The following is a 13269-nucleotide window of genomic DNA, read 5'->3' on the forward strand; positions in this document are numbered from 1 at the left end:
GGCAGGCGTCCGGGGTGCCGGTCAGGGCTGCCAGCTCACCTTGTGTTCGGCCAGGTGGGCCAGCACCGCGTGGTTCGCCTCCCAGCCGTCCGGGAACTTCACCAGGGTGCCCAGCTGGACCGGTTCCGTGGACGGGTAGGTGTCCAGGAGGTCGCCGACGCCCGCGCGGCAGACGACGATGCAGGCGTGGCGGTGCCGGGAGGCCAGGACGCACAGGCGGCCGGTCTCCAGGTGGAAGGCGGTGGCGTCGGGGCGGCCGGAGAGCGGGTGCAGGACCACCGTGACGTCGTACTCCCGGCCCTGGAGACGGTTGGCGGTGTCGACCGTGACGTCCGCCGCGCCCAGTTCGGCGAGCGCCGCGCGGACCGCCGCCGCCTGGTCGCGGTGGGCGGTGCCGACGGCGATGCGGTCGGCGGTCAGGGGCGTGGCGTCCGGCGCGCGCTCCGACGTTGCCGCGCCGCCCCTGTCCAGCAGGCGGCGGACCACCGCCGCCACCGCCCGCACCGCCTCCGGGTCGGTGCGCGGGGTGTGCCGGGCGGGCAGTTCCAGCAGGCCCCAGCCGGATTCCGCCGCCTCGTCGATCACCCGGTCCGGGCCGGAGCCGTCCGAGGGGACGGCGAAGGCGAGGCGGCGATCGCCGTGGCCGGTGCCGCTGCGGAAGGGGGTGTACGGGTAGAACGCGTCTGAGACCAGCGGCGCCGCGGAGGCGGGCAGGCGCCAGGAGACCGGCAGGCGGTGCTGGGGGAGACCGGGGTTGTGGGCCAGCAGGGTGGTCACGGCGGAGGCCGAGGGGTCGTACGACAGGCCCGCCCACTGCTCGCTGCCGACGATCGCGAACGGGTCCAGCTGCCCGGGGTCGCCGACGAACAGCGCCCGCTCGAACAGGCCCGCCACGGCCAGCAGGGAGTCGGAGCGCATCTGGTACGCCTCGTCCACGATCGCGTGCGGCCAGGGCTCGTCCACCGTGACGTGCGCCCACTTCGCGGCCGTGGAGAGGACCACCGGCAGGCCGTTCAGCTCGGCCGCCTTCGCGGACGTGCGGACCTGCGGCAGGTCGTCCAGCGCCTTGTCGTAGGGGTCGGTGTCGCTGCTGTGCAGGCGGCCGACCGGCAGCTGCGGGTTCTTCTCGGCGAGCCGGAGGACGAGGTCGTCCACCTGGGCGTTCGTCTGTGCCACCACCATCAACGGGCGGCCCGCGTCGGCCAGTTCGAGGGCCGCGCGGACCACGAGCGTCGACTTGCCGGCGCCGGGCGGGGAGTCCACGACCACCCCGCGCTCGCCGCCGTGCAGGGTGTCGTGGAGGATCGCGTCGGTGGCGCGGGCGGCGGCCGCCCCGGGGTCGAAGCCGACCGTCGTCACAGCAGGTCCTCCTCGGTGATGGGATCGGCGGCCTCCGACACGGCCTCACCCGGCGGGCCGCCGTGCGTCCACGGGGTCTCCTCCGGGTCGGGCAGCTTCGCGCCGCCGCGCTGCTCGTGCTCGAACAGGGTGAAGCAGATCCGGTCGCCCTTCTCCGGCACCGAACCGGGCTCGGGCTCCTTGCCACGGCCCATCTTGTCCAGGACGCGCAGGACCAGCACACCGTCGGCCTCCTGGCCCACGAACTCCGCCGACTGCGGCCTGCCGCCCAGTGAGCGGTACACCTTCGCGCGCTCGGCCAGATGCGGCCGGTCGTCGGTGCGGACCGTCACCAGCGGGCGCGGGCTCGGCCGCCTGCCCTCGCTGTAGGCCATGACGACATCGGTCACCTCGCCCGCGAACGCCTCCCCGGCCAGCCGCCGCCCCGCCATCACCAGCGGATCGTCCAGGGCCTCCTGCGCGTCGAGGCGGGCCTGCTCGCGCTCGCGCGTGGCCAGCTTGTTCGCCGCCGTCACCGCGTCGTCCCGGCGCGGCTGCGGGGGCTCGCCCGCCAGCACCCGGTCGCGGTGCCCGGTGAAGGACCACCGGTCGCGGGTCCAGCGCTCCTCGACATGGGCCCCCTCCGGCAGCTCCCGCAGCAGGTCCAGGCCCCGCCACACCGCGTCCCAGGTGGGCCGGGTGCGGCTCGCCACCAGGTCGCGGATCTCCCGCTCGGCCGCCGTGAGCGCGGCCAGCCGGTCGTCGGCGGCCAGGGCGTCCTCGGCGGCGGCGAGCGCGGTGCGCGCGCGGTCGTAGCGCTCGATGGCGGGGGCCAGCAGCTTGTTGTCGAACGCCGGGTCGGTGGCGGGTCCGGCCGGCGGGCACAGCAGTTGACCGGCGGGGTCCCGGGCGAGCTCGGCCCGGTGCGCGGCCTCGGCGCCTGATGCGCCCCGCGGCGGGTCGATCCAGGCGAGCAGCGCGCCCAGGTGCTGGTCCTCCAGGCCGGACTGGCCGGTCGCCCAGTGCCGGGACAGCACGTCGGTCAGGGCCAGCAGCAGGGAGGAGCCGGGGACGCGGGACCGCTCGCCGTAGTGGGTGAGCCAGCGGCCCAGCAGCGGCACCCGGGGTGGCGCCGGATGGGGCGCTTCCGGGTCCTGCTCGGCGGTACGGCGGAACCGCATCGAGCGGCCGAGGAGCCGTACGAACTCCAGGCCGGCCCGGCTCGGCACGATCAGCTGGGGAGCGTCCGCGCACAGCTCCACCTCGACCTTGACCCGCTTGCCGGTCTCCGGGTCGGTCTCGGTCCGCTCGGCCGCCTCCACGGAGCCGGCGTAGGAGTCGATGTACGGCAGGACGACGTCGGCCAGGTCGGCCAGGAAGGTGAAGCGCAGGTCGCGGTCGCGGGGCTGCGGCACGGCCAGCAGCCGCGGCTGGTCCCGGTCGGTGCCGACCAGCGCGCCGAGCGGGGCGCCCGCCTCACCGGCCGTGGTGAGCGGCACGAACACCAGCGGGCGCGTGGACACATGGCGGTGCCGGACGGTCGCGGCGGGCTGGGCGCGGCCGCTGCTGACGGCCTCGAGCCGGGCGAGGGCGGCGATCAGGGACACGGGGCGACCTCCGGGTGGGGCGCGTCCGCCGGCATCCGCGCGCTCGCCAGTGCCTCGGCGCGCAGGGCGGCCGCCCGGCGCAGGGCCGCGACCGCCGGGTCGTCGGGGTCGCCGCTCTCGCCGCGGGCCGCCGCGAGGACGTCCTCGACCGTGGTCAGACCGCCCAGTTCCGCCCGCAGCGGGCGGCCGAGCCGGGTGACGGCACCCTCCTCGCGGGAGCGTTCCCGGCAGTGGAAGGCCAGTTCGCACGCGGACAGGCACTCGGGCGCGTACGTCGCCGGGACCGCCGCCACGGCCGCCGTCAGCTCCTCGGCGCTCCGGTCCGGCGCGAAGCACTTGCCCTCGGGCAGGGCCCGGGCGATCTCCTCGATCCGGGTGAGCCGGGCCAGCTGGCGGGCGGTGACCGCGCGCTGCTTGCGGATGTCGACGGCGGATCCCGCGGGCAGGTTGGAGAAGTCCTTCGGGCACACCAGCAGCACCCGGTGACGCACGCGCGGAGCCGGAGCGCCGTCATCGGCGCGCCGCTCCGGCCGCGCGCCGAGCCGTCCCGCCACCTCCTCCAGCGCCAGCACGTACACCGCCGCCTGCCGGGCGGCCGCGCCGACCTTGGCCGGGTCCGCCGAACCGTCCAGCATGGGGAAGGACTTGATCTCCACCACCGACCAGCTGCCGTCCGGGTGCACGACCACCGCGTCCGGCTCCAGGAAGGCGAGCGAGCCCGCCACGTCCAGGGCCAGCATCGGGTGGTCGAGCAGGGTCCAGCCACCCGCCCGCGTGGCCTCGCGCAGCGCCAGCGCCGTACGGGCCGTACGCCCCTCGGGGCCCTGGGCGGTCAGGTCGGGTACGGCGGCCCCCTCCGGCGGTTCGGCGCCCGGGTCGAGGCGGGCGTGGGCCAGCCGCAGCAGTTCCGCGCCGCCGTCGGCCTTCACCTTCGCCTCGAACGCGTTCCCGCGCGTCAGCGCGAACTGCGACTGCCCGAACGCGGACGGCGCGCCCAGCGCGCTCGCCAGCCGGGCCTTGTCCACCCCGGCGCCGTCCAGGATCGCCCGCCGCGCGCACCCGGGGTTCGCGGCGAGCGCCGCGAGGGCGCGCGCGTCCAGGGCCTTGGCCGGTACCTCGGGACCGCGCAGCTCAGCGAGCCGGTGCCGCAGCGCCTTCGCCCGCGTCGCTGGGGGAGGCGTCCGGTTCGGCCCCGGCGTCGAGCCGCGACTCGCGCTGCCGTGGAATTCGCTCACCCGCGGAAGTCTGGCATCCGGCACTGACAATCGGGGAACCCGCGGTGTCCGTGACCGGTGTGCGGCGCGGGAACAGGCGGTCCCGGACCAGGTCCAGGACCCGCATGACGCGCGGCGCGAGCAGGAGGCCGACGCCCATCACGGCGACGCCCGCGACCGCGTCGAGGAAGTAGTGGTTGGCGGTGCCCATCACCACGAGCGCGGTGCCCAGCGGGTAGAGGACGCCCAGGATCTTCGCCACGCGCGTGCCGCCGTGCCGCCACAGCATCACACCGCACCACAGCGCCCAGCCGACGTGCAGGCTCGGCATCGCCGCGTACTGGTTGGTCATCCCGCCCATGCCGCGCGGCGCGCTCGCCTCGCCGCCCCACCAGCCGTACGAGCTGTAGTGCGCCATGGTGTCCACGAAACCGTGTCCGGCGGACAGCAGCCTCGGCGGGCAGGTCGGCAGCAGCGTGAAGCCGATCAGGCCGATGAACGTGGACGTCATCAGCCAGGTGCGGGCCCGCCGGTAGTGCTCGGCGCGGGCCCGGAACAGCCAGATGAGGAGGGCGGGCGTGACCAGGTAGTGCAGCGAGGCGTACCAGAAGTCGGCCGGCACCCCGAGCCAGGGCTCGCGCGTGAACAGCCGGTTGAGCGGGTGCTCGGCGTTGAGGTGCAGGGCCTTCTCGAGGCGCAGGATCGCCAGGCCGTGGTCGACGGCGGAGGAGACGTCACCGCGGGCGAGCAGGCGGCCGGCCGAGTAGCAGCCGTACACGAGGAGGATCAGCGGCAGCTCGGTCCACCAGCGCAGCCGGGTACGCGGGACCACCTCGGTGCCCGGTGTCTCGGTCTGCGGCATCCGATCGCCCTCCCCCTTGTCACTGTGCGGCATGCCCCGGAGGGCGACCGTGCCACTTTACGGTGTCCGTATCTCCGCCCATGAGGGCGCTCCGGCCCACAAAGACGCCGGGATCGGCCGCCGGGTTGCCCCGGAACCGGTTGAGCGATGATGGGAGGGTCCCCTTCGCTCCCGGAAAGGTCTCCCATGGCACCGCGCATCCTGCTGGCCCGGCACGGACAGACGGAATGGTCACTGTCCGGAAAGCACACCGGCAGGACCGACGTGCCGCTGCTGGAGGAGGGCCGGCGGGGAGCCAAGCTGCTCGGCGAGCGACTGCACCGCGCCCCGCTGGACGGGCTGCCCGGCGTGGAGGTGCGCACCAGTCCGCTGGCACGCGCGCGTGAGACCTGCGAACTGGCCGGCTTCGGTGACCGGGCCACCACCTGGGACACGCTGATGGAGTGGGACTACGGCGCCTACGAGGGCCTGACGCCGGCCGAGATCCAGGCCGTGCGGCCGGGCTGGCTGATCTGGCGGGACGGGGTGCCGGAGGGGGAGAGCCTCGCCGAGGTGACCGCCCGCGCGGACGAGGTGGTCTCCTGGGCCCGCTCGTCCGACCGCGACGTCCTGGTCTTCGCCCACGGCCACATCCTCCGCTCCATCGGCGCGCGGTGGCTGGGCCTGCCGCTGGACTTCGCGGCCCGGATACGCCTGAACCCGACCTCGCTGTCCGTCCTCGGCTGGGCCTACGGCGAACCGGCGATCGAGAGCTGGAACGACCTGGGCCACCTGGCGGGATAGCCGGTTACCCGTCACGCCCTCCGGGTCACGCCCTTGCGGTCACGCCCTCCCGGTCCTCGGCATGGAGGCGTGCCGCTCCAGGAAGTCGGACACCCCCGACGCCCGCCGGTGCGGCAGCAGCACCCTGGCGGTGCCCGCCAGCATGCCCTGGATGCGCGAGGACTGGACCTGGTCCAGCAGGGACAGCACGCGCATGCCGGCGGCCGCCGCCTCGTCCGGCCGCCCCTCACGGGCGAGGTCGTCGGCCAGTTCGGCGGTGTACAGCGCGATGTTCCGGGTGAAGTGGGGATCCTGCAGTTCGGCCGCGCGATACGCGTGCCGTGACGCCCGCCGCCAGTCGCCCAGCATGGACCAGCACTGCGCCTCCAGGCCCTCCAGTTCGGCCTCGCCGTAGAAGCTCATCCACTCGGGGTCGTCGTCCGAGCGGCCCCGGGCGAAGAGGGCCTGGGCCCGTACGAGTGCCTGTTCGCAGCCGGTGCGGTCGGCGAGGCCCGCCCAGCCGCCGGCTTCCCGCAGCGCCAGCAGGGACATCAGGCGGGCCGAACCCAGCGGGGCGGCGGCGCGCTGCGCGGCCTGCGCGGCGCGGACCGCCTCGCGCGGGCGGCCGGCGTCCCGCGCGAGGAAAGCGGTGTTGCAGAAGGCGTGCGCCTCCAGCGCCGGGTCCCCGGTCATCCGGGCCGTGGCCAGCGCCTCCGCGTAGTGCGAGCGGGCGTCGTCGAAGCGGCCGGAGTCGTGCGCCAGCCAGCCCACGGAGATGGCGAGTTCACCGGCGCCCGAGTGCAGCCGTTCGGCGGTGGTCTGCCGGGTCGCGCCGGCGTCCAGCAGTGCGTAGGCCGCGCGCAACGGAGCCGCCGCGCGCCGGTAGAGGCCGTCCGCGCCGTGCCGGTCGTCGAGCAGCCGGATCCGGCGGACGGCCTCCTCCAGGGCGAGCGCCTCCGGGGTCCCGGGCCGGCGCGAGGTCCGCACCGCGGCCGCGGCGTCCGTGGTGAGCCCCAGCGGGCTCAGCGTGGCGGCGGCCACCGTGGCGCCTCCGCCGGTCATGAATGCGCGACGCAGCACGTCGCTCTCCTCGTGGTTCAGATGGTGTCTCGCGTACGGTTCTGGTGCGCCGCACGGGTCCTGCGTGTCATACGGTTCGACAGGCCCCCGTGACTCACCGGCCGCCCGCGCGGCGCCGGGTTCCCCGGGATCCGCCGTCGTACGCGCCGCGCGTCCGCGGACGGACGAGCGGGGCGCGAAGCCGAGGTCGGTGAGCGTGCGGCCGGGGAACATGTGCAGGAACACCCGTTCGTACGCGTAGTTCGGGCAGCGGATCTCGCCCGCCTCGACCCGACCGATGTAACGCGCGTCACAGCTCACCCGCTCACCGATCTCGCGCGCGGCGCGCCGTACGAGCGCCGCGAACTCGGCCGGTGACCGCCTGCCGCGCAGGTGCCGGAAGGCGAGGTTCGGCCGTGGTGGCCGGTCGGGCTGTGACGAGGTCTCGGTTGACGACGCCATGGCCGGGTCCTCTCGTGCGAACCGTCGAACCATGCCGGGCCCGGGGCGATCCGTGACGAGTTGTCCGAGTGACGCCCTGGTTCCGGCGGGCATGAACGTACCTGCTGTGAAGGACCCGCCACGCTGTGTTTGGCTACAAACCGGATATCTCATCCACGATCTGCCATGAAGTGCCATCCTTTGCGGCGCACTTGTGCCGTAGCCGTTGACGCGTTCACGCGTTGGACCCCATGGACCGCGACAGGGCTGTGTGGTGGAGGCCGGCATGGAGACCAGGGAGTCCAGCCAGAGCAACGAACCTTGTCCGCCGCCGCCGTCGGCCGCGGCGGACGACGCGGAGGCGGCGGCCTGCGACCTGGTGACGGTACCGGCCCGGCAGGGCCTGGAGGCGGTCGACATCCTGCGGCGCGGCGCCGGTGAGGCGATGGGGCCCGTGCTGCACGACGGCGGCTGCGCCACCCTCGGCTTCCTGGTACCGGCGGGCACCGCGGCCGGCTGGGACGTGCCGGGCAGCACCTGCACGGAGACCGACGGGCGCGGACTCAGGCTGAACCCCGAGCCGCCGGTGGAGGGCTCCGACTGGCTGCTGCCGCCCGGCGAGGCCGACCTCGCCACCGACCCGGTGGTGCTGCGCCGGGCCCTGGGGGAGGCGGCCCGGCTCATCGAGGCGGCCGACCGCTGCCAGTGAGGCGGCCGCCCCTGGCACCTGCGAAACTGGACCGATGGGCAGGTCCAGGAACACGCGGCGCGGGTCGGCGGCCGTCGAAGCCGTCGTGGAGGCGGTCGACGGCGGCCTCGCACAGCTCGTGCCCGACCCCGACCGGGGCCGCGCCTGGACGCTGCTGATCGACGGCGCGCCCCAGTCGCACGTCGACCTGGACGACCCCGCGTACCTCTCCTTCGAGTACCAGCGCCGCCTCGGCCATGTCATCGACCTCGTCGCCCCGCCCGGCAAGCCCGTGCACGCCGTGCATCTCGGCGGCGGCGCGTTCACCCTCGCCCGGTACACCGCCGCCACCCGCCCCCGCTCCACCCAGCAGGTCGTCGAGCGCGACGCGGCCCTGGTCCAACTGGTCCGCCGGGAGCTGCCGTTGGACCCGGGTGCCCGGATCCGGGTCAGATCGACGGACGCCCGCGCGGGCCTCGCCAAGGTGCCGGACGGCTGGGCGGACCTGGTCATCGGGGACGTCTTCAGCGGCGCCCGCACCCCGGCCCACCTCACCTCCACCGAGTTCCTGGACGAGGTCCGCCGCGCCCTGAAGCCGGCCGGGGTCTACGCCGCCAACCTCGCCGACGGCCCGCCACTCGCCCATCTGCGCGGCCAGATCGCCACCGCCGCCGCCCGGTTCGCCGAACTCGCACTGATCGCCGACCCGGCCGTCCTGCGCGGCAAACGCTTCGGCAACGCCGTCCTGGTCGCCTCCGACGCCCCGCTCCCGGTCGCCGAACTCACCCGCCGTGCCGCCTCCGACCCGCACCCGGGCCGGGTCGAACACGGCAGACCGCTCAGGGACTTCACGGGCGGCGCGGCCCCGGTGACGGACGCGGCAGCCGTCGCGTCTCCGGCCCCGCCGCCGTCGGTGTTCCGCTGACCCGGCTCATCCCGGGAGCGGCGTTCAGTAGTTCCCGATGTCCACATGCGGCGGCCCGTCGTGCCAGGTGCACATCACCGACACCCGGTCCGCGCCGCTGCTGAACTCCACCCGGATCCACGTCCCGGTCTTCCACACCTGCATCGACCAGCCGGTCCCCGGCGTCGCCGAGACGAGCGTGGCACTGGACGGACCCAGGTCGAACACGGCCCGGCCGCCGTCGGTGTCGTACGACTTGACCCGGCCGGACGCGGACGAGGCGGCGGTGGCGGAGGGGCTCGAGGTGCGGCTCGGTGTGGGCGTCGGGGCCGGCGGCCGGGTCGACGGGCCGGTGGACGGGGACGGCCGGTGCGTCGGCGAGGGGAGGGCCTTCGCGCCCTGGGTCGTCGCGTCGGCGGCCGTGACCGGCAGGGCGCGCGGCGGGTCGTACGCCGTCCCGGCCATCACCGTGTGCACACCCCACCACGACAGCGTGACCGCCGCTCCCGTCGCGAGCAGCCACGCCAGTACGTGTACGAGTCCTCTGCGCATCGCAGGCCATACTGCCTCAGGACCCACACGGGTTGTCCACAGGCCCGCAGTTGTCCACAGGTCCGGACCGGGTCCGCCCGCATGGCGTACGGTGCGGCGCATGGCAAGTGTGCTCGTGGTCGAGGACGACCAGTTCGTACGCTCGGCGCTCATCCGGCATCTCACCGACGCCGCCCACACCGTGCGCAGCGTCGGTACGGCACTGGAGGCGCTGCGCGAGGTCGCCCATTTCCGCTTCGACGTGGTCATCCTGGACCTCGGACTGCCGGACCTGGACGGCTCCGAGGCGCTGAAGATGCTGCGCGGCATCACGGACGTCCCGGTGATCATCGCCACCGCCCGGGACGACGAGACGGAGATCGTCCGGCTGCTCAACGCGGGTGCGGACGACTACCTGACCAAGCCGTTCTCCGTCGAGCACCTCTCCGCGCGGATGGCGGCCGTGCTGCGCCGGGCCCGCTCCGGCGGCACGGAGGCCGCGCCCTCCTCCGTGCTGCGCGTCGGCGGCCTGACCGTCGACCCGCTGCGCCGCCAGGCCGAGCTGGACGGGGTCCGCCTCGACCTCACCCGCCGCGAGTTCGACCTGCTCGCCTTCCTCGCCGGCCGCCCCGGGGTGGTGGTCCCGCGCAGGGAACTCCTCGCCGAGGTCTGGCAGCAGTCCTACGGCGACGACCAGACCATCGACGTCCATCTGTCCTGGCTGCGCCGGAAACTGGGCGAGACGGCGGCCCGGCCCCGCTATCTGCACACGCTCCGGGGGGTCGGCGTGAAGCTCGAACCCCCGCTGGAGCCGTCCGCGGACGGGGAGCCGGTCCGATGAGATGGGCCCTGGTCAAGGTCTGCCTGGCGGTCACCACGATGGTCGTGGTCGCCTTCGCGGTACCGCTCGGCCTGGTCGTCAAGGAGATGGCCCGCGACCGGGCGTTCTCGAACGCCGAGCGGGAGGCCGCCGCCGTCGCGCCCGCGCTGTCCATCACCACCGACCGGGACAAACTGGAGCGGGTCGTGGCCTCGGCCGGCGCCGACTCCGGGATGGCCGTGCATCTGCCCGCCGACGGCCACCGGTCCGCGCTGGATCTCGGCCGGCAGCGCGCCGCCGGCCGCGACATCCAGATGGTACGGAAACTGGGCCGGGCCTCCACGACCTCGGTGGCCGGCGGCTCCGCACTGCTCCAGCCGGTCGCGCTCGGCTCCGGCGACATCGCGGTCGTCGAGGTGTACGTCCCCGAGTCCGAGGTGACCAACGGCGTCGGCACGGCCTGGGCGGTCCTCGCGGCCGTCGGCCTCGCGCTGATCGTCGGCTCGGTCGCGGTCGCCGACCGGCTCGGCGTACGCATGGTGCGGCCCGCCCAGCGGCTGGTCGAGGGGGCGCACGACCTGGGCGACGGCAAGCTGGGGGCGAGAGTGCCGGAGGACGGGCCCACCGAACTCCGCCTCGCCGCCGTCGCCTTCAACTCCATGGCCGACCAGGTCGTCCAACTCCTCGCGAACGAGCGGGAGCTGGCGGCGGACCTCTCGCACCGCCTGCGCACGCCGCTGACCGTGCTGCGGCTCAACGCCGCCTCCCTGGGCGGCGGACCGGCCGCCGAGCAGACCCGGGCCGCGGTCGCCCAGCTGGAGCGCGAGGTCGACACCATCATCCGTACGGCCCGGGAGGCCAAGCCGCAGACGGCCGCCCTCGGCCCGGGCGCCGGGTGCGACGTGGCCGAAGTGGTGCGTGAGCGCATGGAGTTCTGGTCCGCGCTCGCCGAGGACGAGGGCCGCAAGTGGCGCGTGGCCGGCGTCGAGCGGCCGGTGCGCATACCCGTGGTCCGCGCCGATCTGGCCGCCGGGCTCGACGCCCTGCTCGGCAATGTGTTCCGGCACACCGCCGAGGGCACCGCCTTCGCGGTCGACGTGCACAACGCCGAGGACGCGGTGATCGTGCTGGTGTCCGACGCGGGCCCCGGCATACCCGACCCCGAGGCGGCGATGGCCCGCGGGCGCGGTTCCGGAAGCGCCGGCTCGACCGGCCTCGGCCTCGACATCGTGCGCCGGCTCGCCGAGTCCACCGGCGGCGACGTCCGGATCGGCTCCTCGGTGCTGGGCGGCACCGAGGTGCGGATCTGGTTCCAGCTGGACGGGCGGCGGCCGGCGCGGGGGCGGGTGCGAAGACGGCGCCGATCCGGCAAACCGGTCCTCACTGGTCTCGACCATTAATCGTCCCCGATCCCTTCCTTAAGCGAACCCTAAGGTCTGCAACGGCCGCCCCGATCAAGCCATTTGTCCGATTCCGGATCGCTAGCGTGCTGCCACACCCCACCCCCGTGAACAGCGAAGGCAGGCACGCGCATGACCACGCACCGGCGCAGGATCAGTGGCAGGAACAAGGCGATAGGCGGTCTGGTCGCCGCGGCCGTGGTCGGCGGTGGCGCGCTCCTGCTCACCGGCACCGCCAACGCGGCCGGAGTGAACGCCGCGTACACCAAGACCAGCGACTGGTCGACCGGCTACACCGCGCAGTACGTCGTCACCAACAACAGCGGCCAGACCGAGAAGACCTGGACCCTGGAGTTCGACCTCCCGGCGGGTGCCAGGCTGGGTTCCCTGTGGAACGGCGAGTCGAGCGTCAGCGGTTCGCACGTCACCGTGAAGCCCGCCAAGTGGGACACCGAGGGCCTCGCCGTCGGAAAGTCGGTGACCGTCGGCTTCGTGGTCGACGGCAAGGGCGACCCGACCGGCTGTCGTATCGACAACGCCCAGTGTTCCGCCGACGACGGCGCCACGCCGGAGCCGAGCGGCCGTCCCACCCAGACCCAGTCCCCGTCGCCGACCCAGAAACCGACCTCCACGCCCACCCCCACCAAGAGCGCCACCCCCACCCCGACCGCCACTCCGACGACGGGCGGCGGCACCGGATCCGGCACCACCGCCTCCGCCGGCTTCGCCCCCTACGTCGACACGAGCCTCTACCCGGCCTTCGACCTGGTCGGCGCGGCCGACGCGACCGGCGTGAAGAACTACAACCTCGCCTTCATCACCGACGGCGGCGGCTGCACCCCCAAGTTCGGTGGTGTCACCGACCTGACCAGCGACGCCGTCGCCGCGCAGATCGGCTCCCTGCGCGCCAAGGGCGGTGACGTGCGGGTCTCCTTCGGCGGCGCCTCCGGCTCCGAACTGGCCACCACCTGCTCCTCGGCGGACGCGCTGGCGGCGGCGTACGGCAAGGCGGTCGACGCGTTCAAGCTGACCAAGGTCGACTTCGACGTCGAGGGCGGCGCGCTGCCGAACACGGCGGCGAACACCCGCCGCGCCCAGGCGATCGCCAAGCTCCAGGCGCAGCACCCCGGCCTGGACGTCTCCTTCACCCTCCCGGTGATGCCCGAGGGCCTCACCCAGGACGGCGTGAACCTGCTGTCCGACGCCAAGTCCAACGGCGTGAAGATCTCCACCGTCAACATCATGGCGATGGACTACGGCCCCTCGTACAACGGCGACATGGGCGACTACGCCCAGCAGGCGGCCACCGCCACCCAGGCCCAGATCAAGAGCGTCCTCGGCCTGTCCGACTCCGCCGCCTGGAAGGCCGTCGCGGTCACCCCGATGATCGGCGTCAACGACGTCTCCGCCGAGACCTTCAAGGTCGACGACGCCACCCAGCTGGTGAACTTCGCCAAGTCCAAGGGCCTCGGCGGCCTGTCGATGTGGTCCGCCGCCCGCGACCAGCAGTGCCCCGGCGGCCCGAAGAACTCCGCCGACGCCACCTGCAGCTCGATCACCCAGGACAAGTTCGCCTTCTCGAAGGCGTTCGCCGCCTTCAACTGACGCACCCACGCCGAAGGGGCGCGGCACTCCGGGGGGAT

12 protein-coding genes are annotated in these 13269 nt (G+C 74.3%); 6 read left to right on the forward strand and 6 right to left on the reverse strand.

Going from position 1 to position 13269, the window contains the following annotated elements:
- Nucleotides 1-21: 21 nt before the first annotated feature.
- Genes ABB07_RS24230 through ABB07_RS24245 form a run of 4 tightly spaced genes read right to left on the reverse strand, consistent with a single transcriptional unit; the run spans nt 22 to nt 5021 of the window.
- Nucleotides 22-1359, reverse strand: a complete 1338-nt coding sequence (locus tag ABB07_RS24230; RefSeq protein ID WP_208900675.1) for an AAA domain-containing protein — start codon at nt 1357-1359, stop codon at nt 22-24.
- Nucleotides 1356-2945: a hypothetical protein gene (locus tag ABB07_RS24235; protein WP_208900676.1), complete on the reverse strand. Its 1590-nt coding sequence runs from the start codon at nt 2943-2945 to the stop codon at nt 1356-1358. The genes ABB07_RS24230 and ABB07_RS24235 overlap by 4 nt, the downstream gene beginning before the upstream one ends.
- Nucleotides 2936-4180: a hypothetical protein gene (locus ABB07_RS24240; RefSeq protein WP_425264756.1), complete on the reverse strand. Its 1245-nt coding sequence runs from the start codon at nt 4178-4180 to the stop codon at nt 2936-2938. Before ABB07_RS24240 ends, ABB07_RS24235 begins: the two co-directional genes overlap by 10 nt.
- Nucleotides 4077-5021, reverse strand: a complete 945-nt coding sequence (locus ABB07_RS24245; protein WP_208900677.1) for a phosphatase PAP2 family protein — start codon at nt 5019-5021, stop codon at nt 4077-4079. The genes ABB07_RS24240 and ABB07_RS24245 overlap by 104 nt, the downstream gene beginning before the upstream one ends.
- A gap of 186 nt (nt 5022-5207) precedes the next feature.
- Here ABB07_RS24245 and ABB07_RS24250 point away from each other — a divergent pair, with 186 nt between their 5' ends.
- On the forward strand, nt 5208-5804 hold the full coding sequence (locus ABB07_RS24250) for a histidine phosphatase family protein (RefSeq protein WP_208900678.1): 597 nt from the start codon (nt 5208-5210) through the stop codon (nt 5802-5804).
- Nucleotides 5805-5843: 39 nt separating this feature from the next.
- On the opposite strand, the gene ABB07_RS24255 is transcribed toward ABB07_RS24250, so the two are convergent.
- Nucleotides 5844-7304 carry an NsdA family TPR-like regulatory protein gene (locus ABB07_RS24255; RefSeq protein WP_208900679.1) on the reverse strand — a complete coding sequence of 487 codons (1461 nt, stop codon included), beginning with the start codon at nt 7302-7304 and terminating at the stop codon, nt 5844-5846.
- Between the two features lie 265 nt (nt 7305-7569).
- Here ABB07_RS24255 and ABB07_RS24260 point away from each other — a divergent pair, with 265 nt between their 5' ends.
- Both ABB07_RS24260 and ABB07_RS24265 read left to right on the forward strand, forming a co-directional pair.
- Entirely contained in the window at nt 7570-7992 is a 423-nt protein-coding gene (locus tag ABB07_RS24260; protein WP_244189494.1) for a hypothetical protein, read from the forward strand.
- 34 nt (nt 7993-8026) lie between these two features.
- Nucleotides 8027-8896 (forward strand): spermidine synthase, encoded by an 870-nt coding sequence (locus tag ABB07_RS24265; RefSeq protein ID WP_208900681.1) that lies wholly within the window; start codon nt 8027-8029, stop codon nt 8894-8896.
- A 24-nt stretch (nt 8897-8920) separates the two neighbouring features.
- Here ABB07_RS24265 and ABB07_RS24270 read toward each other — a convergent pair whose 3' ends face one another.
- Nucleotides 8921-9427, reverse strand: a complete 507-nt coding sequence (locus ABB07_RS24270) for a hypothetical protein (protein WP_208900682.1) — start codon at nt 9425-9427, stop codon at nt 8921-8923.
- 100 nt (nt 9428-9527) lie between these two features.
- On the opposite strand from ABB07_RS24270, the gene ABB07_RS24275 reads away from it, so the two are divergent.
- The 3 genes from ABB07_RS24275 to ABB07_RS24285 all read left to right on the forward strand — a co-directional run bounded on the left by ABB07_RS24275 (nt 9528) and on the right by ABB07_RS24285 (nt 13231).
- Entirely contained in the window at nt 9528-10247 is a 720-nt protein-coding gene (locus ABB07_RS24275) for a response regulator transcription factor (RefSeq protein ID WP_208900683.1), read from the forward strand.
- Complete coding sequence (locus ABB07_RS24280) at nt 10244-11626, forward strand: sensor histidine kinase (RefSeq protein WP_208900684.1); 1383 nt, start codon at nt 10244-10246, stop codon at nt 11624-11626. Before ABB07_RS24275 ends, ABB07_RS24280 begins: the two co-directional genes overlap by 4 nt.
- 132 nt (nt 11627-11758) lie before the next feature.
- Nucleotides 11759-13231, forward strand: a complete 1473-nt coding sequence (locus ABB07_RS24285; RefSeq protein WP_208900685.1) for a glycoside hydrolase family 18 protein — start codon at nt 11759-11761, stop codon at nt 13229-13231.
- Nucleotides 13232-13269 lie beyond the last annotated feature (38 nt).

It is taken from the genome of Streptomyces incarnatus (assembly GCF_001027185.1).
In the GTDB taxonomy this organism is placed as follows: Bacteria; Actinomycetota; Actinomycetes; order Streptomycetales; family Streptomycetaceae; genus Streptomyces; species Streptomyces puniciscabiei.

Coding starts and splice junctions, on each gene's coding strand:
- ABB07_RS24245 (WP_208900677.1), bottom strand. CDS start 5,021: ATGCCGCAGACCGAGACACCGGGCACCGAGGTGGTCCCGCGTACCCGG.
- ABB07_RS24250 (WP_208900678.1), top strand. CDS start 5,208: ATGGCACCGCGCATCCTGCTGGCCCGGCACGGACAGACGGAATGGTCA.
- ABB07_RS24255 (WP_208900679.1), bottom strand. CDS start 7,304: ATGGCGTCGTCAACCGAGACCTCGTCACAGCCCGACCGGCCACCACGG.
- ABB07_RS24260 (WP_244189494.1), top strand. CDS start 7,570: ATGGAGACCAGGGAGTCCAGCCAGAGCAACGAACCTTGTCCGCCGCCG.
- ABB07_RS24265 (WP_208900681.1), top strand. CDS start 8,027: ATGGGCAGGTCCAGGAACACGCGGCGCGGGTCGGCGGCCGTCGAAGCC.
- ABB07_RS24270 (WP_208900682.1), bottom strand. CDS start 9,427: ATGCGCAGAGGACTCGTACACGTACTGGCGTGGCTGCTCGCGACGGGA.
- ABB07_RS24275 (WP_208900683.1), top strand. CDS start 9,528: ATGGCAAGTGTGCTCGTGGTCGAGGACGACCAGTTCGTACGCTCGGCG.
- ABB07_RS24280 (WP_208900684.1), top strand. CDS start 10,244: ATGAGATGGGCCCTGGTCAAGGTCTGCCTGGCGGTCACCACGATGGTC.
- ABB07_RS24285 (WP_208900685.1), top strand. CDS start 11,759: ATGACCACGCACCGGCGCAGGATCAGTGGCAGGAACAAGGCGATAGGC.